The organism is Pseudomonas sp. PS01303 (assembly GCF_029959385.1).
GTDB classification, from domain to species: Bacteria; Pseudomonadota; Gammaproteobacteria; order Pseudomonadales; family Pseudomonadaceae; genus Aquipseudomonas; species Aquipseudomonas rustica.
In genome coordinates this window covers 44041-65688 of the sequence record NZ_JASCPK010000006.1, presented here as the reverse complement: position 1 = coordinate 65688, position 21648 = coordinate 44041, and the positions used below count along the sequence as shown (strand labels likewise).

Annotated in this window: 17 protein-coding genes; 11 read left to right on the top strand and 6 right to left on the bottom strand. The window is 57.9% G+C overall.

The window, feature by feature from the left end:
- Positions 1-60 precede the first annotated feature (60 nt).
- The 3 genes from prpC to QMX93_RS04585 form a co-directional block, all read right to left on the bottom strand.
- Positions 61-1188, bottom strand: a complete 1128-nt coding sequence (prpC, locus tag QMX93_RS04595) for a 2-methylcitrate synthase (protein WP_282353102.1) — start codon at positions 1186-1188, stop codon at positions 61-63.
- Between the two features lie 150 nt (positions 1189-1338).
- Entirely contained in the window at positions 1339-2229 is an 891-nt protein-coding gene (prpB, locus tag QMX93_RS04590) for a methylisocitrate lyase (protein WP_007916432.1), read from the bottom strand.
- Positions 2226-2948 carry a GntR family transcriptional regulator gene (locus QMX93_RS04585; protein ID WP_172680069.1) on the bottom strand — a complete coding sequence of 241 codons (723 nt, stop codon included), beginning with the start codon at positions 2946-2948 and terminating at the stop codon, positions 2226-2228. Before QMX93_RS04585 ends, prpB begins: the two co-directional genes overlap by 4 nt.
- Positions 2949-3295: 347 nt before the next feature.
- Here QMX93_RS04585 and QMX93_RS04580 point away from each other — a divergent pair, with 347 nt between their 5' ends.
- From QMX93_RS04580 to pabB, 4 genes are all read left to right on the top strand, one after another.
- On the top strand, positions 3296-3832 hold the full coding sequence (locus QMX93_RS04580; protein WP_053116866.1) for an ATP-dependent zinc protease: 537 nt from the start codon (positions 3296-3298) through the stop codon (positions 3830-3832).
- A 5-nt stretch (positions 3833-3837) separates the two neighbouring features.
- Positions 3838-5373 (top strand): inactive transglutaminase family protein, encoded by a 1536-nt coding sequence (locus QMX93_RS04575; protein ID WP_159815415.1) that lies wholly within the window; start codon positions 3838-3840, stop codon positions 5371-5373.
- Positions 5373-6359: an alpha-L-glutamate ligase-like protein gene (locus tag QMX93_RS04570; protein WP_053116864.1), complete on the top strand. Its 987-nt coding sequence runs from the start codon at positions 5373-5375 to the stop codon at positions 6357-6359. The genes QMX93_RS04575 and QMX93_RS04570 overlap by 1 nt, the downstream gene beginning before the upstream one ends.
- Positions 6360-6628: 269 nt before the next feature.
- Positions 6629-7972 (top strand): aminodeoxychorismate synthase component I, encoded by a 1344-nt coding sequence (gene pabB / locus QMX93_RS04565; RefSeq protein WP_282353098.1) that lies wholly within the window; start codon positions 6629-6631, stop codon positions 7970-7972.
- 128 nt (positions 7973-8100) lie between these two features.
- Here pabB and thrH read toward each other — a convergent pair whose 3' ends face one another.
- Positions 8101-8718: a bifunctional phosphoserine phosphatase/homoserine phosphotransferase ThrH gene (gene thrH / locus QMX93_RS04560; protein WP_016986256.1), complete on the bottom strand. Its 618-nt coding sequence runs from the start codon at positions 8716-8718 to the stop codon at positions 8101-8103.
- Positions 8719-8882: 164 nt separating this feature from the next.
- On the opposite strand from thrH, the gene QMX93_RS04555 reads away from it, so the two are divergent.
- From QMX93_RS04555 to QMX93_RS04545, 3 genes are all read left to right on the top strand, one after another.
- Positions 8883-9617, top strand: a complete 735-nt coding sequence (locus tag QMX93_RS04555; RefSeq protein ID WP_282353091.1) for a phosphoadenylyl-sulfate reductase — start codon at positions 8883-8885, stop codon at positions 9615-9617.
- Positions 9618-10193: 576 nt separating this feature from the next.
- The gene (locus tag QMX93_RS04550) at positions 10194-11732 is read left to right on the top strand and encodes an NCS1 family nucleobase:cation symporter-1 (protein WP_159815280.1); all 1539 of its coding nucleotides are present in this window, start codon (positions 10194-10196) and stop codon (positions 11730-11732) included.
- A gap of 55 nt (positions 11733-11787) precedes the next feature.
- Positions 11788-12516 (top strand): aspartate/glutamate racemase family protein, encoded by a 729-nt coding sequence (locus tag QMX93_RS04545; protein ID WP_159815281.1) that lies wholly within the window; start codon positions 11788-11790, stop codon positions 12514-12516.
- Positions 12517-12620: 104 nt separating this feature from the next.
- Here the strand turns inward: QMX93_RS04545 and QMX93_RS04540 are convergent, their stop codons facing one another.
- Positions 12621-13547, bottom strand: coding sequence for a LysR family transcriptional regulator (locus tag QMX93_RS04540; RefSeq protein ID WP_282353083.1), 927 nt, complete (start codon positions 13545-13547; stop codon positions 12621-12623).
- Positions 13548-13674: 127 nt separating this feature from the next.
- Between QMX93_RS04540 and QMX93_RS04535 the strand changes: the two genes are divergently transcribed.
- Complete coding sequence (locus QMX93_RS04535; RefSeq protein ID WP_282353080.1) at positions 13675-14421, top strand: 3-oxoacyl-ACP reductase family protein; 747 nt, start codon at positions 13675-13677, stop codon at positions 14419-14421.
- 74 nt (positions 14422-14495) lie between these two features.
- Here the strand turns inward: QMX93_RS04535 and QMX93_RS04530 are convergent, their stop codons facing one another.
- Entirely contained in the window at positions 14496-15191 is a 696-nt protein-coding gene (locus tag QMX93_RS04530; protein WP_282353079.1) for an HAD-IA family hydrolase, read from the bottom strand.
- Positions 15192-15434: 243 nt separating this feature from the next.
- On the opposite strand from QMX93_RS04530, the gene QMX93_RS04525 reads away from it, so the two are divergent.
- The 3 genes from QMX93_RS04525 (at position 15435) to QMX93_RS04515 (ending at position 21645) form a co-directional block, all read left to right on the top strand.
- Complete coding sequence (locus tag QMX93_RS04525) at positions 15435-20285, top strand: RHS repeat-associated core domain-containing protein (RefSeq protein WP_282353077.1); 4851 nt, start codon at positions 15435-15437, stop codon at positions 20283-20285.
- Between the two features lie 410 nt (positions 20286-20695).
- On the top strand, positions 20696-21115 hold the full coding sequence (locus QMX93_RS04520) for a hypothetical protein (protein WP_282353075.1): 420 nt from the start codon (positions 20696-20698) through the stop codon (positions 21113-21115).
- A 155-nt stretch (positions 21116-21270) separates the two neighbouring features.
- Positions 21271-21645 (top strand): hypothetical protein, encoded by a 375-nt coding sequence (locus tag QMX93_RS04515; RefSeq protein WP_282353073.1) that lies wholly within the window; start codon positions 21271-21273, stop codon positions 21643-21645.
- Positions 21646-21648 lie beyond the last annotated feature (3 nt).

The window sequence follows — 21648 nt, the reverse complement described above, 5'->3', positions numbered from 1 at the left end:
ACAGATCGCAGCCTTCGGCAGCTCCTACAGGGTTTGCGCTCAGGAGTTGGCACTCACCATTCAGCGACGTTCGATTGGCACGAACTTGCGCTGTTCGACGCCGATGTACTCGGCGCTTGGGCGGATGATGCGGTTGTTGGCGCGCTGTTCGAAGACGTGCGCAGCCCAGCCGGTCAGGCGCGAGCAGACGAAGATCGGCGTGAACAGCTTGGTCGGAATGCCCATGAAGTGGTACGCCGAGGCATGGTAGAAATCGGCGTTCGGGAAGAGTTTTTTCTGCTCCCACATGGTCTTGTCGATGGCTTCGGAAACCGGGAACAACACCTTGTCAACGACTTCATCAGCCAGCTGTTTCGCCCAGCCTTTGATCACTTCGTTGCGCGGGTCGCTGTCCTTATAGATCGCGTGGCCGAAGCCCATGATCTTGTCTTTGCGCTCGAGCATGCCGAGGGTGCCTTTGATCGCGTCTTCCGGCGACGAGAAGCGCTCGATCATTTCCATCGCCGCTTCGTTGGCGCCACCGTGCAACGGGCCGCGCAACGAACCGATGGCTGCGGTGACGCAGGAATACAGATCGGACAGCGTCGAGGCGCAAACGCGGGCGGTGAAGGTCGAGGCGTTGAATTCGTGCTCGGCGTAAAGGATCAGCGAGACGTTCATCACTTTGACGTGCAGTTCGCTCGGCTTCTTGTCGTGCAGCAGGTGCAGGAAGTGGCCGCCGATGGTTGGCTCGTCGCTGACGCAGTTGATGCGCTTGCCGTCGTGGCTGAACCGATACCAGTAGCACATGATCGCCGGGAATGCGGCGAGCAAACGGTCGGTCTTGTCGCGCTGCTCGGAGAAGTCCTTCTCCGGTTCGAGGTTGCCAAGGAACGAGCAGCCGGTGCGCATCACGTCCATCGGGTGGGCGTCGGCGGGGATGCGCTCGAGGACTTCTTTCAGCGCTTGCGGCAGATCGCGCAGCTTGCTCAGCTTGCCTTGGTATTCGTCGAGGTGCGCCTGGGTTGGCAGCTCGCCGTAAAGCAGCAGGTAGGCGACTTCTTCAAATTGCGCATCGGCTGCCAGTTCGCGCACGTCGTAGCCGCGATAGGTCAGCCCGGCACCGGCCTGGCCCACGGTGGACAGTGCGGTTTGCCCGGCAACCTGGCCACGGAGCCCGGCGCCACTGAGTACTTTTGCTTCGGCCATTGTTGTCTCCATTTTTCTTGAATTTGTAGGGGAAACTTGTACTTGCACTTGTAGGAGCTGAGCTTGCTCGCGAAAGCGGTGCATCAGGCGACGCAAATATTGAATGTCCGGTCGTCTTCGCGAGCAAGCTTTGCTCCTAAGGGGCGTTGATTATTTTTTCGCAGCAAACAACGCATCGAGCTTCTGCTCGAACGTGTGGTAATCAATACGATCGTAAAGCTCCATGCGAGTCTGCATGGTGTCGATGACATTCTGCTGCGTGCCGTCGCGGCGGATCGCGGTGTAGACGTTTTCCGCCGCCTTGTTCATTGCGCGGAACGCCGACAGCGGATACAGCACCAGCGACACGTCGGCGCCGGCCAGTTGCTCGGTGGTGTACAGCGGCGTCGAGCCGAACTCGGTGATGTTGGCCAGGATCGGCGCTTTCACACGGTTGGCGAACAACTTGTACATCTCCAGCTCGGTGATGGCTTCCGGGAAGATCATGTCAGCGCCAGCCTCGATGCACGCGGCGGCGCGATCCAGTGCCGATTCCAGACCTTCCACCGCCAGCGCATCGGTACGCGCCATGATCACAAAGCTGTCATCGGTGCGCGCATCGACGGCGGCTTTGATGCGGTCGACCATTTCCTGCTGGCTGACGATCTCTTTATTAGGACGGTGGCCACAGCGCTTGGCGCCAACCTGATCTTCGATATGAATCGCCGCCGCGCCGAACTTGATCATCGACTTCACCGTGCGCGCGACGTTGAACGCCGACGAGCCGAAACCAGTGTCGACATCGACCAGCAGCGGCAGATCGCAAACGTCGGTGATGCGGCGCACGTCGGTCAGCACGTCATCCAGACCGGTGATGCCCAGATCCGGCACGCCGAGCGAGCCGGCGGCCACCCCGCCACCGGACAGGTAGATCGCCTTGAAACCGGCGCGCTTGGCCAGCAGCGCGTGGTTGGCGTTGATCGCGCCGACCACTTGCAATGGATGCTCGCTGGCGACCGCATCGCGGAAACGCTGGCCTGGAGTGCTGTGCTTGGAACTCATGACTCACCTCGTTCAGTGGCTGTCTTATTGTGGGCGCCGTCCTGGTAATGACGGGCGATGTTGCGTTTCGAGGCGCCGATGTGGCGGCGCATCAACAATTCCGCGAGCTCGCCGTCACGGTCGGCGATGGCATCGAGAATCCGGTGGTGTTCGGCAAAGGCCTGGCGTGGGCGGTTCGGCGTGGTGGAAAACTGGATGCGGTACATGCGCACCAGTTGATACAGCTCGCCGCAGAGCATTTGGGTCAGCGTGCGGTTGCCGCTGCCCTGAATGATCCGGTAGTGAAAGTCGAAATCGCCTTCCTGCTGGTAGTAGCCGACGCCGGCCTGAAACGCAGCGTCGCGCTCATGGGTTTCCAGCACCCGGCGCAGTTCGTCGATTTCTTCGACGCTCATGCGCTCGGCTGCCAGACGGCAGGCCATGCCTTCGAGGGATTCGCGGATTTCGTAGAGTTCGATCAGCTCGGCATGATTGAGCGAGACCACCCGCGCGCCGACATGCGGGACGCGCACCAACAGGCGCTGGCCTTCGAGACGGTGAATCGCCTCACGCAACGGTCCACGGCTGATGCCGTAAGTGCGCGCCAGTTCCGGCTCGGAGATTTTGCTGCCCGGGGCGATCTCGCCTTTGACGATGGCCGCCTGAATACGCCGGAAGACGTTTTCCGAGAGCGTCTCGGAATCGTCACCGTTGATGACCGGGGGATCGAGTTGATCCAGCATGATTGTCGACACCTTTAAATCCAATGCGGCAAAAACTAGCTAATTCAGCCGAATCAGTCAAAGGATAAATGGGTATTGTCGACAATCGTCTAATAACCTTAAAAGATCGCAGCCTTCGGCAGCGCCTACAGGGATCAGTGTAGGAGCTGCCGCAGGCTGCGATCTTTGGATCTTGTATAGACCGCCCCCAGCGCTGGCGCCATAAAACCACCGTGCTAGAATGCCGCCCGCATTTGCTGGCCATTTGTACGGCTTGTCATAAAAAGCTGCCAGGCACACGCAGGCGCTTGCGCAAGTCTTGCCAGGCACCTGAACCGACCACGGAACGCTGCGCACCAGGATTTATGAGACTCAAGCCTTTTCCCACATTCTTTGCCCTGTTTTGCCTGCCCGGCCTCGCCGCCGCGGGGGAAAAAACCGTGTACGGCCTCAACGAATACGCTTCGCTTGACGGCATCAATCTCGAAGTCGCGGCCAAACTCGACACCGGCGCAAAAACCGCCTCGCTGAGCGCCCGCGACATCAAACGCTTTAAACGCAACGGTGAGTCCTGGGTACGTTTCTACCTGGCGATCGACGCGGCGCATTCGCACCCGATCGAACGGCCACTGGCCCGCGTCAGCAAAATCAAACGCCGCGCCGGCGACTACGACCCGGAAGAAGGCAAGAAGTACACCGCCCGTCCGGTAATCGAGCTGGATATCTGCATGGGCACGGCGATGCGCAGCATCGAAGTGAACCTGACCGACCGAAGTGCGTTCCAATACCCGCTTTTGATCGGCTCCGAAGCGTTGAAACGCTTCGACGCGCTGGTCGACCCCAGTCTTAAATACGCTGCCGGCAAACCCGCCTGCACCATCGCCGCTCATACCGCCGAGTAATTTCCATGCGTTCTCTAACCTTCCACCTGAAAATCCTGATCACCATTTTGGTGTTACTGGGCGTTTCGGTTACGGCCTATCAGATTTTCGTACTTGGCATCCCGGTGACCGAAGATGCGACCGACGACTTGTGGAACATCGACGCCAAAGTCGAGTTCGTCGCCAGCACCAAGGATCCGGTAAAGATCCAGATGTTCGTACCGCCGCTGAGCCGCGATTACGTCAGCCTCAATGAGAGTTTTATTTCCAATAACTACGGCGTCGCGGTGAACCGTGTCGACGGCAACCGCAAGGTGACCTGGTCGGCACGTCGCGCCAAGGGCAACCAGACCCTTTATTACCGTCTGGTGCTGACCAAGCGTTACACCGCGGAAAAATCCAAGGTCAAAGGCCCGACCTTCCGCGACAGCATCGCCATCGAAGGCCCGGAAAAAATCGCTGCCGAGGCCCTGCTCGCACCGATCCGCCAACACTCCGCCGACGTCGAGACCTTCATCGGCGAAGCGATCAAACGCGTCAACAACCTCAACGACGACAATGTGAAACTGCTGCTGGCCGGCGATCCGTCGACTGCGCACAAAGCCAAAATCGTCGAATTGCTGCTGTCCATCGCCCACGTACCGGTGGAAAAAGTCCACACCATCCGCCTCGTCGCTGATCAACCGCAAATGCCCGAACTGTGGCTGCGCAGCTTCAACGGCAACGATTGGCTGTATTTCAACCCGGAAACCGGCGAGCAAGGCCTGCCGACCGACCGCCTGCTGTGGTGGACCGGCGATGAAAACCTGATCACCGTCGACGGCGGCAAGAAAGCCAATGTGACCTTCAGCCTGAACAACAGCGAGATGAACGCGATTCGTCTGGCCAAGCTGACTGACGAAAACACCGACGCCAACTTCCTTGAATACTCGCTGTACGGCTTACCGCTGCAGACCCAGCAGACCTTCATGATCATGGTGATGATTCCGATCGGCGTGCTGGTGATCCTGATCCTGCGCAACCTGATCGGCCTGCAAACCCTCGGCACGTTCACCCCGGTACTGATCGCCCTCGCCTTCCGCGAGACGCAACTGGGCTTCGGTATATTGCTGTTTACCGTGATCACGGCGCTGGGGCTGTCATTACGTTCCTATCTGGAACACCTGAAGCTGCAAATGCTGCCGCGACTGTCGGTGGTGCTGACCTTTGTCGTGGTGTTGATCGCGGCGATCAGTCTGTTCAGCCATAAGCTCGGCCTGGAACGTGGTCTGTCGGTGGCGCTGTTCCCGATGGTGATTCTGACCATGACCATCGAACGTCTGTCGATCACTTGGGAAGAACGCGGCGCCAGCCATGCGATGAAAGTTGCGATCGGCACGCTGTTCGCGGCGTCCCTGGCGCACCTGATCATGACCGTGCCTGAGCTGGTGTACTTCGTGTTCACCTTCCCGGCGATCCTGCTGATTCTGGTCGGCTTCATGCTGGCGATGGGTCGTTATCGCGGCTACCGCCTGACCGAACTGGTGCGCTTCAAGGCTTTCCTGAAGAAGGCTGACGCCTGATGTTCGGTTTCTGGAAGACCTGGAAGGCGCTGGAAGCGCGCGGCATCATGGGCATCAATCGGCGTAACGCCGACTACGTGCTCAAGTACAACAAGCGCAGCCTGTACCCGATCGTCGATGACAAGATCATCACCAAGGAACGCGCAATCGAGGCCGGCATCCACGTGCCGGAATTGTATGGCGTGATTTCCACCGAGAAGGAAATCGACAAGCTCGGCGAGATTATCGGCGGGCGCAGCGACTTCGTGATCAAGCCGGCGCAGGGCGCCGGCGGTGACGGCATCATCGTCGTCGCCGACCGCTTCGAGGGCCGTTATCGCACGGTGTCGGGCAAGATCGTTGACCACGAGGAGCTTGAGCATCATATCTCGAGCATTCTTACTGGCCTGTATTCGCTGGGTGGCCACCGCGACCGTGCGCTGATCGAATACCGCGTGACCCCGGATCAGATCTTCAAAAGCATCAGTTATGAAGGCGTGCCGGACATCCGCATCATCGTGCTGATGGGTTATCCGGTGATGGCGATGTTGCGTTTGCCGACCCGGCAATCCGGCGGCAAGGCCAACCTGCACCAGGGCGCGATTGGCGTCGGTGTCGATCTGGCGACTGGTCTGACCCTGCGCGGCACCTGGCTGAACAACATCATCACCAAACACCCCGACACCACCAACGCAGTGGACGGCGTGCAACTGCCCTACTGGGACGGTTTCATGAAACTCGCGGCCGGCTGTTATGAGCTGTGCGGACTGGGTTACATCGGTGTGGACATGGTGCTCGATCAGGAGAAAGGCCCGCTGATTCTCGAGCTGAATGCGCGGCCGGGGTTGAATATTCAGATTGCTAACGACTGTGGGCTGACGTTGCGTACGCATGCGGTTGAGGCGCGGCTGGAAGAGCTGAAGGCGCGTGGGGTGGTCGAGACGGCTGAAGAGCGGGTGGCGTTTACTCAGGAAATGTTTGGGCATATTCCCGCCGTCGAAGGCTGATCTCCCCCGATGATCGTTCCCACGCTCTGCGTGGGAATGCATCCCGTGACGCTCCGCGTCACAGTGGACGCAGAGCGTCCATGGCGGCGTTACCACGCAGAGCGTGGGAACGATCAGTAAAACCCCGATCTGCTCCCTTTCCCCTCGCCCCCTTGGGGGCGGTCCGACGTTTCGGGAGGGCTGGGGTGAGGGGGTGGCTTTTGACTTTGATCTGGCATCGGAGAGGACTACAATCCCAACCCCGCCTCAACGGCCGATCTGCCCCGCCCATGTTGACCTGTTCCGTACACCCGCTGCCCTACCGCGCCAATCCTGCCGACTATTTCGCGGCCATCCGCCACGCGCCCGGCGCCGTGCTGCTCGACAGCGGCAGGCCGAGTGCCGACCGCGGTCGTTATGACCTGCTCAGCGCCTGGCCGCTGGAACAACTGGCGGTGTTGCCGGACGAGAGTGGCAACCATTTCCTCCAGCGGTTACGCGACAATTTGCAGCGCTTGGGCGAGGCGGATTTACCGGCGGGTTTCGAGTTGCCATTCGCCGGCGGCTTGATCGGTTACCTCAGCTACGACTTCGGCCGTCATCTGGAAAACCTGCCAAGCCAGGCCCGCGATGATCTGCAATTGCCCGACGCACGTTTCGGCCTGTACGACTGGGCGCTGATCAGCGATCACCAGACGTCAACCAGCCAATTGGTCTTTCACCCGTCCGTGATCGACAGCGAGAAACAGCGGCTGATTTTGTTGTTCACGCAGCCAGTCGTTAGTGCTTTAACCCCGTTCAAGCTCAACAACCCGATGGCCGCCGACCTCTCGGCCGACGATTACCGTCAGGCCTTCGAACGCATTCAACATTACATCCAGGCCGGCGATTGCTATCAGGTCAACTTCGCTCAACGCTTCCGCGCTGAGTGCCAAGGCGATCCGTGGCTGGCCTATTGCGCATTGCGCGAAGCCTGCCCGACGCCGTTCTCCGGTTTCCAGAGCCTGCCTGACGGTGGCGCGGTGTTGAGCCTGTCGCCCGAGCGCTTCGTCAAAGTCAGCCAGCGCCAAGTGGAAACCCGGCCAATCAAAGGCACCCGCCCTCGCGGCCTGACCCCAGCCGAAGATGCGGCCAACGCCGCCGAACTGCTGGCCAGCCCCAAGGATCGCGCGGAAAACCTGATGATCGTTGACCTGCTGCGCAACGACCTCGGCCGCACTTGCCGCATTGGTTCGGTGCGGGTACCGGAGTTATTCAGTCTGGAAAGCTATCCGAACGTGCATCACCTGGTCAGCAGCGTCACCGGCGAACTGGCGGACGACCGCGACGCACTGGATTTGATTGCCGGCAGCTTCCCCGGCGGCTCAATCACCGGCGCACCGAAGATTCGTGCGATGCAGATCATTGATGAACTGGAGCCGACCCGGCGCGGGTTGTACTGCGGTTCGTTGCTGTACCTCGACGTGCGCGGCGAGATGGACAGCTCCATCGCGATTCGCAGTCTGTTGGTCAAGGATGGGCAGGTGTGCTGCTGGGGCGGTGGCGGGATTGTTGCCGATTCGGATTGGCAGGCTGAGTATCAGGAGTCGATCACCAAAGTCAGAATCCTTCTCGAAACCCTGCAAAACCTCTGAGTAATGATCGTTCCCACGCTCCGCGTGGGAATGCAGCCCGGGACGCTCGGCGTCCCATCCAAAGCCGAACGCGGAGCGTCCGTTGAGGCATTCCCACGCAGAGCGTGGGAACGATCATTTAGCCAGGCTTACAGGCTGAGGTCGCGGTTGGAGGCTTTTAGGAATTCCTGCTTCAACTCAGCAAAGGTATGCACCGCCGGAAACTGCGGAAACTCGCGAATCACATTCTCCGGTGCATGGAACAAAATCCCCGCATCCGCCTCGCCCAGCATCGTCGTATCGTTATACGAATCCCCCGCCGCAATCACCCGGTAATACAGGCTCTTGAACGCCAGCACCGACTGGCGCTTCGGATCTTTCTGGCGCAACTGATAGCTGGTCACCCGCCCGGTTTCGTCAGTAATCAGACGATGGCACAGCAACGTCGGGAAGCCCAACTGACGCATCAGCGGCTGCGAGAACTCATAAAACGTGTCCGACAGAATCACCACCTGAAAGCGCTCGCGCAGCCAGTTGACGAACTCCACCGCGCCGTCCAGCGGCTTCAGCGTGGCGATCACTTCCTGAATGTCGGAGAGCTTCAAGCCGTGTTCGTCGAGGATGCGCAGACGCTGCTTCATCAGCACGTCGTAATCGGGAATGTCCCGGGTGGTGGCCTTGAGGGAGTCGATTCCGGTTTTTTCGGCGAAGGCGATCCAGATTTCCGGCACCAACACCCCTTCAAGATCCAGGCAAGCAATTTCCACAAGACACTCCCGTTTGTATTGATTATTTGAGTCGAGCGAGGCCGAACTCTAGCGACTCAAATCCACTCGCGCAACGCACAGCGCGCCCCGAGCCGCGCAGCTTTTTGTTACCATCGGCCCCATATAGAGCGCCCAGCGCCACCGACCTGTAGGAAGCCGCCCTGATGAGTGCAACGTTCGACGTCGTGGAACTCGCCACGACCTATGCCAACAAATCCGCGCAAGACATTCTCAAACTCGCCTTTGCCGAGTTCGGCGATGACCTGTGGATATCTTTCAGCGGCGCCGAGGATGTGGTGCTGGTGGACATGGCTTGGAAGCTCAACAAGAACGTCAAGGTGTTCAGCCTCGACACCGGCCGCCTGCACCCGGAGACCTACCGCTTCATCGATCAAGTGCGCGAGCACTACAAGATCGACATCGAACTGGTGTCGCCGGACTACACGAAACTGGAGCCGTTCGTGAAGGAAAAAGGCCTGTTCAGTTTCTACAAGGACGGCCACGGCGAATGCTGCGGCATCCGCAAGATCGAACCGCTGCGCCGCAAGCTGTCCGGCGTCAAAGCCTGGGCCACCGGCCAGCGCCGCGACCAGAGCCCGGGCACGCGCAGTGCCGTGGCAGCGATGGAAATCGACACGGCGTTCTCCACGCCGGAACGCACCCTGTACAAGTTCAACCCGTTGGCGCAGATGACCAGCGAAGAGATCTGGGGTTACATTCGCATGCTCGAGCTGCCGTACAACAGCCTGCACGAGCGCGGTTTCATCAGCATCGGTTGCGAACCGTGCACCCGCCCTGTCCTGCCAAATCAGCACGAGCGCGAAGGGCGCTGGTGGTGGGAAGAAGCGACGCAGAAAGAATGCGGGCTGCATGCGGGGAATATCATCAGTAAGGCATAACCCTCAGTCACACCGCTGCCCCTTTGTAGGAGTGAGCCTGCTCGCGATAGCGGTGTATCAGCCAAAATTCATCGACTGATACACCGCTATCGCGAGCAGGCTCACTCCTACAATGGTTGGGGTAAGGCTCAAGAAATGTGTACACACGAATGTCACCATCGGTGCCATTTGTGTGTGCACTTTTTTGTTTCCGCGCCCTGAAAGGTTACATCCCCTCCGAAATCTTCACGCTTTTGCTCCCCGCCCAAATCCCCCACCGAAAATAAATACCTGTTCAATCGGTCAATTTTTAATCACCACATTTCAGTCACTTAGCGCTCCTCGATAACTTTTCGAAATGAGCAACGCCGTCCATAGATCAGTAACTGGCACAAATCTGGCTTTAGTGCATACATGTTTTGTATACAAAACTGCAAAACATAAACACACTTTCGATCCGCAAGCCTGAAGCGCCCTATCCCGTACAGGCTGCAGATGCCCCGTAACCAGTGATGTTTCACTGCCACGACGAAGATTTGTCGAGCCTGACGGCTTAAGCACAGTCATCGCGGCGCTGAACATCAGGAGCCTGCCGGAATGCGTACAAGTCTCTCCAATAACATCGCGCTGAATCTGCCCGCCTCTGCCCTCGATCAACCATCGTCTTACGACGGTCTGGCCGAACCGTTACAACTGAGCCCCCGCTTGCACAACAGCGACCTCGCGCCGACCAAGGCCGAAGGTCGACGCTGGGGCAAATACAGCATCTTCGCTTTGTGGACGAACGACGTGCACAACATCGCCAACTATTCCTTCGCCATCGGCTTGTACGCGTTGGGCCTGGGTGGCTGGCAGATTTTGTTGTCACTGGGGATCGGCGCGGCGCTGGTGTACTTCTTCATGAACCTGTCCGGTTACATGGGGCAGAAAACCGGGGTGCCGTTTCCGGTGATCAGCCGGATCAGTTTCGGCATTCACGGTGCGCAAATTCCTGCATTGATCCGGGCGGTTATCGCCATCGCCTGGTTCGGGATTCAGACGTATCTGGCGTCAGTAGTCCTACGAGTGCTGCTCACGGCAGTGCATCCTGGTTTCGCCGAATACGACCACAACTCGATCCTCGGTCTGTCGACGCTGGGCTGGGCATCGTTCGTGGCGATCTGGTTCGTGCAACTGGCGATTCTCGCCTACGGCATGGAAATGGTGCGTCGTTACGAGGCGTTCGCCGGGCCGGTGATTCTGCTGACCGTTGCCGCGCTTGCCGCATGGATGTACTTCCAGGCCAACGCGACCATCGCCTGGTCGACCCGCGATCCGCTGACCGGTGGCGAGATGTGGCGCAACATCTTTGCTGGCGGCGCATTGTGGCTGGCGATCTACGGCACGTTGATCCTCAATTTCTGTGACTTCGCCCGCTCTTCGCCATGCCGCAAGACCATCAAGGTAGGAAACTTCTGGGGCTTGCCGGTGAATATTCTGGTGTTCGCCGCGATTACCGTCCTGCTGTGTGGCGCGCAATTTCAGATCAATGGCCGAATCATCGAAAGCCCGACTGAAATCATCGCGTCGATTCCCAATACGTTCTTTTTGGTACTGGGTTGCCTGGCCTTCCTGATCGTCACCGTGGCGGTGAACATCATGGCCAACTTCGTCGCCCCGGCGTTCGTGCTCAGCAACCTGGCGCCGAAGTACCTGACCTTCCGACGCGCCGGGCTGATCAGCGCGACCATCGCCGTGCTGATCCTGCCGTGGAATCTCTACAACAGCCCGCTGGTGATCGTGTATTTCCTGTCCGGCCTCGGCGCCCTGCTCGGCCCGTTGTACGGGGTGATCATGGTCGACTACTGGCTGATCCGCAAAGGCCGGATCAACGTGCCGCAGCTCTACAGCGAAGACCCGAACGGCGCTTATTACTACAGCCGTGGCGTCAACCTGCGCGCCGTTGCCGCGTTCATTCCAGCGGCGCTGATCGCCATCGTGCTGGCGCTGGTGCCGGGCTTCCACAGCGTCTCGCCGTTCTCCTGGCTGATCGGCGCCGGCATCGCCGGAATGCTCTACCTGATCATCGCCAAACGCGAACCGCACTACGCCGACGTCAGCGGAGAGTCGATCGCGGTCGACAACGTCTGCCATTAATTTCCCTCGCGGCCCGGATGTCGGGCCGCAGAACTGCCCGCTATAAGGATTTCCCATGCGTATTCTCGTGGTCAACGTCAACACCACCGAGTCCATCACCCAAGCCATCGCCCGCTCGGCGCAGGCCGTCGCGTCACCGGGTACCGAGATCGTTGGCTTGACGCCGTTTTTCGGCGCCGACTCGATTGAAGGCAACTTCGAAAGCTACCTCGCCGCGATTGCCGTGATGGATCGGGTGATGGCCTACGACCAACCGTTCGACGCGGTGATTCAGGCCGGTTACGGCGAACATGGTCGCGAAGGTTTGCAGGAATTGCTCAACGTGCCGGTGGTGGACATCACCGACGCGGCGGCGAGTACGGCGATGTTTCTCGGCCATGCCTACTCGGTGGTGACCACGCTGGATCGCACCGTGCCGTTGATCGAGGATCGGCTGAAATTGTCGGGGCTGTGGGATCGTTGCGCTTCGGTGCGAGCCAGTGGTTTGGCGGTTCTGGAGCTGGAACACGAACCGCAGCGTGCGCTGGAAGCGATCGTGCATCAGGCCGAGTTGGCGGTGACCCAGGATAAGGCCGAGGTGATTTGCCTGGGTTGCGGCGGAATGGCCGGGCTGGATGAGCAGATTCGTCGTCGTACCGGCGTGCCGGTGGTGGATGGCGTGACGGCGGCGGTGACAATTGCGGAATCGCTGGTGCGGTTGGGCTTGTCGACGTCGAAGGTGCGGACTTATGCGACGCCGCGGCCGAAGAACATTATTGGCTGGCCGGGGCGGTTTGCCCGGTAGACCGCGTTATCGTTCATCGCGAGCAGGCTCACTCCTACAGGGGGCGCATTCCAATGTAGGAGTGAGCCTGCTCGCGATGGCCGCACCTCGGTCAGATGCCTTACTCAAATAGCACTAAACCGCCGCACCAACCCCCGCTCCGCAAACTGCTCAATCAAAAAATCCACAAACGCCCGGGTCTTCCCCGGCAACAATTTATGCTCGGCGTAGTAGACCGAAATATTGCCATCATCAACAAACCACTCCGGCAACACCCGCTGCAACCTCCCCGACTCCAGATACCCCACCGCAAACGGCATGCTCACCAACGCGATCCCCAACCCTTGCGCCGCCGTTGCGCACGCGGCTTCGGAATCGCTCAGGGTCATGCGCGCCTTGAGCATCAACGGCCGACAGTTCTGCGGATCGCGCCCGGTCAACTGCCAAGAACGCACGCGTCCGGTTTGCGGCGAACGGATCAGAATCCCGTCGTGAAGGCTGAGATCGTCCGGCTCGGTGATTTCGGGATTGGCCTGTAGATAATCGGCAGACGCCACCAAAATCCGGTGCGCCGGGCTCAACTTGCGTGCGATCACCCCTTGCGGCAGATCGAAGCCGCCACCAATGGCCGCATCAAACCCCTGCCCGATCAGATCGACCTGGCGATTATCGAAATGCCAGTCCGGACTGATCGCCGGATATCGCTGCAGAAACTCACTCAGCATCGGCACGATGTGCAAACAACCAAACGCGGCGCCCATGCTGACTTTCAGCGTCCCCGCCGGCAGCCCTTCGACACTGGACAGATTGGCCACGGCATTCTGAATAGTGGTCAGGCTGCCACTGACCTGATTCAAAAACAGCTGCCCGGCCTCGGTCAGCGTCAGGCTGCGTGTACTACGCTGGAACAGCCGCACGCCGAGCCGCACCTCAAGTTTGGCAACACTTTTGCCAACGGCCGCCGGAGTCAGACTCAAGCGTCGTGCGGCCTCGGCAAAGCTGCCGACCTCGGCACTGCGCACGAAGCATTCGATGCTGCTGAAGGTTTCCATGATCACCACTATAAACTTCTGGTTTACACAGACTATAGCAATCATGGTCTACACAGTTGTCGATACCAAGTCGATACTCGCCACCAATACCAAGGCATTCCCGCCTTGAACACTCTGGAGATCGAACATGACCACTCAACACCTCAGCGGTAAAGTCGCTCTGATTCAAGGCGGTTCCCGCGGTATCGGCGCTGCCATCGTCAAACGTCTGGCCGCTGAAGGCGCTGCAGTAGCCTTCACCTACGTCAGCTCCACCGCCAAAGCTGAAGAGTTGCAAAACAGCATCATCGCCAACGGTGGCAAAGCCTTGGCGATCAAGGCCGACAGCGCTGACGCCGCCGCCATCCGCCACGCCGTTAACGCCACCGTCGAAGCGTTTGGCCGAGTCGATATTCTGGTCAACAACGCTGGTGTGCTGGCGGTCGCACCGCTGGAAGACTTCAAACTGGAAGACTTCGACCAGACCGTGGCGATCAACATTCGCAGCGTGTTCATCGCTTCCCAAGAAGCCGCCAAACACATGGGCGAAGGTGCGCGCATTATCAACATCGGTAGCACCAACGCCGACCGCATGCCCTTCGCTGGCGGCGGTGTATATGCGATGAGCAAATCGGCGCTGGTCGGCCTGACCAAAGGCCTGGCCCGCGACCTTGGCCCGCGCGGCATCACCGTCAACAACGTGCAACCTGGCCCGGTCGACACCGACATGAACCCGGCGCACGGCGACTTCGCCGAAAGCCTGATCCCGCTGATGGCCGTCGGCCGCTACGGTAAAGCCGAAGAAATCGCCAGCTTCGTCGCCTACCTGGCAGGCCCGGAAGCCGGTTACATCACCGGTGCCAGCCTGACCATCGACGGTGGTTTCGGCGCCTGATATTTCCAAGTCGCCGTAACGAAAAACGCCGCCGCTCTTTTCACAGAGCGGCGGCGTTTTTTTGTCTCAAGCGTTTACGCCCATTCCAGCGCCGGTAAACCGCAGGCACTCGGGGTGAAGGCTTTCAACGTACGAAGAATCCCGTCCGCGTGTGCGTATTTTTCATCAGCCATGGCGGCGTCCGGAATCGCAATCGCGGTCATGCCGGCGGCTTTCGCAGCGGTCACGCCAAACGGCGAATCCTCGAACACCAGACAATCCTCAGGCGCGACGCCCAAACGTCGAGCTGCCGTCAGGAAGATATCCGGCGCCGGTTTCGCCGCGCCGACTTCCGGATCGTCTGCGGTAACGATGAAGTCGAACAGTGCGAACCAGTCGCGGTGCAGCGTGGTTTTCTGACCAAACGACTGACGCGACGAACTGGTGCCCACCGCGATCGGAATGTTGTGCGCCTTGAGGTGCCGAATCAGCTCCTCGGCGCCCGGCATCGCCTGCGCTTTCGGGAAACGCTCACGCATCAACGGCTCGCGGATCTCCAAGAACTCTTCGGCGGTGATCGGCAGATCCAGCGCCTGCACCACGTAATTGGCCAGATCGTTGGCACCGCGACCGATGATGTTCTGTTTGACGCTCCAGTCGAAGGTGCGCCCGTAGCGCTGGGCAATCAGCGAAGTGACCTCGGTGTAAATGCCTTCGGTGTCGAGCAACAAACCGTCCATATCGAAAATCACGGCCTTGATCGGGCCGAACGCCTTCAGCGCTGCATTCATCATCGGATCCGTTTTCAAAGACATCCCAGGCGGCATCGCGCCGCTGCTCGGATCTGATTAAAGGGTTCAGCAGCATAACGAGCGCGACAGACATTGAGCAACGGGCAATGTCTGTTGCGCCGATGAACTACTCGCGAATATTTAGCGAAACGTCCTACAGGCATCACCTACTTGGCCGACTTCTTTCCTTTCTGATCCCCCGCAAAGTCCGTGCTCCTCCTTGATGTGCGCGAGCGACTGCGAATGTTTCAACCCGATCGGCTACTGGCCCTGAACAACAGCATTGGCCTGCTGATAGTTGCCGCACTGAATCCGGATCACCCGGATTTCGAAACCCTGATCGGCGAATTTCGCCTGTGCCTCAATAACTACGAAGCCTGGGCCGAACAATACTGGACGGGCACAGCGCTGGATGTCGAGCAGGTGTTTACCGTCGGCAACGACGTACGCCTCAGCGCCCCGATCAAATCTCGCAAACCGATCAGCTCATCCGTAGTCATGTGCCCCGCCAGCGGATCTTTGACCCTGGTGCACATGTTCGAAGCCGCCCGCTTCGTACCGATCGGCAACACCCCGGTGACGCTCGAACCGGTGATTGGCGACGTCGGCGGTGTCCTGACCTTCGGCGAAGCGCTGCGCCATACGATCGGCCCGAGCGGGATATTGCAGGTGACCGATTGCAATCGGGGCCAGCGTTATCGCATCACCTTCTTTCCCGATGTTTCCACTGCGCATGTTCGTGAGTTGTATGACTCCTACGAAAGCATTCTTGGTGACCTCGAGCGCTGGTTGCGTGCCGAGTGGACAGGTTTTCAGCCGTTATGGGCGGAGTTCTCCAACGCCGGATTTTCTGACCGTTACCGGCAGTTGCAACAGGCGGATTGGCGCGGCTTCGAGAAAGCGCTGAACGGTGTCTGGGACGACATCAAGCAACTGTTTGCCCTCCTCGCCGACCTTCAAGCCAACAGCGAAAAGCTCTTGGAATACCTCAGCGGCGCCGAACTTGAGGCCCTGCTGCAAATTTCCAGCGACGCGATTGCCAATGCATTGCTGATGCTCAGCGATGAGCCGCTGATGTTCATTCATCTGGCCGCGTTCACCAGTTGGCTGAAGATGCTGCCGCCGCAGTACCTGGCCGAAGTCGTGGCTGAGGTGCGCGTCGAACTGTTGATCAGTTTCCTGCTGATGCGCGTGTCGGGTGGCGTCGGCGTGCCGCTGCGCTTGAGCAGCAAAGTGCTGGCGAAGATCAAATCGCCACGGGCGCGGGAATGGCTGGCGGCCTCGGCGTTGCGCCTGGCTGAACTGACCTCTGCGCCGGAGCTGACTCAACATGCGGGCGCGCTGAGACCGTTGATGCTGAGTGCGCGTGATGTGCCGTTGAAACCGACGCCGTCGATTCCGCTGAACATTCGGCAGGCAGATGAAGTGGTGTTGACGGTGCCAAACCCGGCGCCGATTGCACGGGACAAGGCACATGGCAATACGCGTATGGAGCGTCATGAGCCTCACGATGACGCTTCGGATCAGGCGAAAAATCCAAATGGGGATAGCGCTGATTGTGTACCGCGTACCTGCACCAACGGCTGTCCGGTATCGATGGTCACTGGCGAGGAACTGCTGACGCTGACTGATGGCGTGCTTGATGGCGTGTTGCCGTTTGAGTTCACCCGGTTGTATCGCACCAGTGCGGTGGAAATCGATGTCGGGCTGGGGTTTGGCTGGAGCCATTCGCTGGCGCATCGGCTGGAGTTTGATGGCGACTCGGTTGTTTGGGTCGATCACGAGAATCGGCGCACACGGTTTCCGCTGCCGAATGTTGAGCGGCCTTCTATTCACAACAGTTTGTCGCGGGCAGCAATTTTTCTCGGGGATGAACCGGAGGAATTGATCCTAGCGCTGGCTGGGGAAACGGCGCGGTTTTACCACTTTCGGGCCGGGCGTCTGACGTCGATCAGCGATGCCTATGGCAATCGCCTGACGGTACATCGCGATCGGTCTGACAGGGTTCAGCGACTGGATAACGGTGCAGGTCGCTCCTTATTGCTGCGTTACGACCGCGCGCAACTCATCGCGGTTGATTACCAAAGTTTGCAAAACGCTGAATGGGCGACGGAGCAAATCCTTGTTCGCTATTGCCACGACGCGCGTCAGCGCTTGTTGGCGGCAACCAATGCATTAGATGAGAGCGAGCGCTACGACTACGACGATGCGCACGTCATCCTGCAGCGACAGCTGACCGGTGGTGCGAGTTTTTTCTGGGAATGGGAACGGGCTGGCAAGGCTGCGCGTTGTGTACGGCACTGGGCGTCGTTTTCGCAGATGGACACGCGTTACGTCTGGGATGACGACGGCAGTGTCGCGGTGCATTACGTCGATGGCACCGAAGAGGTTTATGTCCATGACGACCGTGCGCGACTGGTGCGCAAGGTTGAGGCCGACGGTGGCGAACAGCTCAAGGCGTACGACGATCAGGGACGGTTGGTCGCTGAACAGGATGCGCTGGGTTCTATCACCGAGTACCGATACGACGATGTCGGACGGCTGATTGCGCTGATTCCTGCGGCGGATGCACCAACGTCCTACGAGTATCGCAACGGTTTGCTGCATCGGCATTCGCGTGGCGATGCGGTGTGGATTTATCGGCGCAATGCCGAGGGCGACATCACCGAGGCTGTCGATCCTGACGGACAGGTCACTCATTACTACTACAGCGTTCGCGGGCAACTGGTGTCGATCCGGTATCCGGACACCAGTCGGCATTTGCTGGCCTGGAATGATCTTGGCCAACTGGTTGAAGAGACGTTGCCTGAGGGGGGCGTACGGCGTTTTTCCTACGATGCTTTGGGACGACGGACGACCACGGTTGATCAACACGGTGCCGTTACGCGTCAGCAGTGGGACGACGTTGGACGACTGGTTCAGACGACTTTTCCTACCGGCGCCACGCGTGCTTACACCTACGGCGCGTACGGACAAGTCACCGCCGAGCGTGATGAGCTGGGGCATATCACCCGGTATGAATACGACGATGACCTGCATCTCGTCTCCCGCCGCATTAACCACGACGGCACGCGGATTCAATATCGCTACGACCACGCGCAACTGTTGCTCACGGAAATCGAGAATGAGTCCGGTGAGAAATATCAGCTGGACTACACGCCGACCGGATTAATCCGACAGGAAACCGGTTTCGATGGGCGCCGTACCGCTTACGTGTATGACCTCAACGGTCACCTGCTGGAAAAGACCGAGTTTGGCGATGACGACTCACGGTTAGTCACCGCATACGAACGCGATGGCGCTGGGCGTCTGCTGGTTAAAACCCTGCCGGATGGGGTGACCGTCAGTTATCAGTACGACCCGTTAGGGCGCCTGACTAGCGTCGATGATGGCCAGAACCATCCGCTGGCCTTCGAATACGACCGCCAGGATCGGCTGATTACCGAGCACCAGGGTTGGGGCACCCTGCGTTTCGCCTACGACGCCTGCGGCCAGCTCAAAAGCATGCGTTTGCCGGACAACAGCAAACTCGACTATCAACACGCCAAGGGTGGCACCCTCGCCGGCATCGACCTCAACGGCGCCCCGCTCACCCGCCACGTCTACCAGTCCGGTCGCGAACAACAACGCGAGCAAGGCCTGCTGCTCAGCGAATACTCCTACGACGAACAGGGCCGACTGCTCGCCCATGCCGTGGGCCATAAACGCGATTCGATGTATCGCCGCGATTACGCCTACAGCGCCAACGGCAATCTGTCGTACATCGCCGACACTCGCCACGGCCAACGCACCTACGGCTACGACACCCTCGACCGTTTGATCCGCGTCCGCCACTCCCGCGACGAACTCCCGGAAACCTACGCCCACGATCCCGCTGGCAACCTGCTCATGCAGGATCGCCCCGGCCCGAGCCAGATCAAAGGCAACCGCCTGCTGATGCAGGGCGATCTCCACTACGACTACGACGCCTTCGGCAACCTGATCCGCGAACGTCGCGGCACAGCGCACAAACTTGTCACCGAATACCGCTACGACTGCCAACACCGCCTGATCGGCCTGACTCGCCCCGACGGCAAAACCGCGTCTTACCGTTACGACGCCTTCGGCCGGCGCATCAGCAAAACCGTCGACGGTGCCACCACGGAATTCTTCTGGCAAGGCGACAACCTCGTCGCTGAAAGTAGCGAAACCGAATATCGAAGCTACGTCTACGAACCCGGCACCTTCCGTCCGTTAGCACTGCTCGACGGCAAAGGCCCGAAAAAAGCCTGCCCGTTTTACTACCAGAACGACCACCTTGGCACGCCGTTGGAGCTAACGGATTACAGCGGGGAAATCGTCTGGTCGGCGCAGTACGACGCCTACGGGAAAGTCGCGGCGGTGACGTTGGCGGGTGATGAGTATCTGGATCAGCCGCTGCGGTTTCAGGGGCAGTATTTCGATGCGGAAAGTGGACTGCACTACAACCGGCATCGGTTTTACGACCCGAGGTTGGGGCGGTATCTGACGCCGGATCCGGTGAAGCTGGCAGGTGGGATTAATCAGTACCAGTACACGCCGAATCCGATTGGGTGGGTGGATCCGTTGGGGTTGAACTCCAATTGTCCGCCGCCGAATAGGCCGCATTGCACCGCACCGAACTTAGTGAGTGGCTCGAAGGTTACTCAAGGCGAGCCAGCGATTCCTGCACCGAAAAAAGACAACTATTATTTATATCGAGGCGATGATCGAGAACCTTGGGAAATCTTTGAAACCGGTTTTGAACCCTGGGGCGATAGCACAGATCTGTTCCTGCATGCTCTCGACAATAAAATCCCTCCGAGTTGGTATGTCAGCACCTCCGTGTCAAAAGAAGCGGCAACGAAGTTCGCGACAGGTTTTGGCTACGCTGATGGATATATATATATTCTGAAAAACATTCGAGGAATTGACGTAAATAAAGAGCTGGGAGCTATTTCGCCGCATCGTGGAGAGGCTGAGATTGCTGTTCCTAGTGGAATCAAAAATCGAGATATCGTTGGAGCAACGCCTGTCAACGAAGACGGTAGCTACAAAGGCTACTCCGTACTCAATCCAAACAGAAAAAAACAATGAAAATATTCAAAATACAAATTTTAACGTCACAGGGCTTAGAGACCGCGAGACTTGAGTGCGACAGAGTAAATAGGTCTTTAACATTCATTAGAACCAACGGCCTGACAAGAACTTACATCTCTTACGACTTCTTTGGTTGCTTCGGCGCATTGAGATCAGAATTTTCGGACATTACTTTTTTATGCAAAGGATCAAAGCTAAACGTCCATCCTTCAAGGATGAGCTCACAAATGTCGCACGGACTTGTAGCTTACGAATTGCGTATGGGAACACCTTCAAGTGAGGAAGATATTGTTCGGATTTTTGATTATGACGACACAAATTTAACAAACAACATAGGAGATCAGAAAACCTTCTACCTGGACTGGGTCAAATCTCTTCAACTGAAAACTTGAGTTATGAAAAAGAAAATGCACAAACAAAACGAAAACTTGGAAAACCTTATAGCTGATTACCTTTCATTGGTGGAAGCAGGAACTGCGTTGCTCGAAAAAAAGTTTGGCTTTCGTAACATCTTGAGGCTTTGGCGCACGAGTCATATAACGCGCTGCGGAAATATAACTGCAGATATTGAGTACGAGTTACATGGCATTGGGTGTGCCATCTATTTCCCTAACGAGTCCGTGGACTTCGACTACGGCCCGGACGACAGAATCGATGGATTTGATGCGTGGCGCCTATATATTTTTGCAAAAGACAGACCTGAAAAATACCAGAAATTTTGCGACCAGAAAGTAATTGAGAACGAGCTCAGGGAATATATAAAAAATAATAAAATCACTAAAATGCCGCACCCAAGTAATCTGTACTCACTTATCGATAAAAAATAAAGCCGACTGCTACTTTCTTCCAGACTAAGCAGCTGCGACTTGAACTGGTAAAAATCAAGTTATTCAGACTGCGCAAAAAATTATGTCAGCCCTCATGACAAGACCCATATATGCGTGATCCACCGAACCGCAATGCAAAAAAATGAGACCTACGCGTGACTATAAAATATATTGCAAAAATCATTCAAATAGATTCAATTATAGAAGAATTGGTTCTGCTCAACGTTCAGGGCTTGACCATCAGATGTTTCGCAGTTTATTGCCCCTCTCAAATCGAAGTGGGTACGTCTTACGAAGTAGAATTTGAAATGGTACTACCTGACGATCTGCGCATCTCTAAAGTTAATAACGAGGAGCCACGCATTGAAATGCTCGATGATGGTTTTTCTTGTGAAATATACGGCTATTTAAATGACGATATCTTTCAATCGTTAGTGGATTTTTCTGACCAGGGCATTCATTTCGAGTACCCGCATCTGAATGGACAGTTTGTCAAAATCACTGCGCAAAGAATTGATGTTTCATTCTAAATC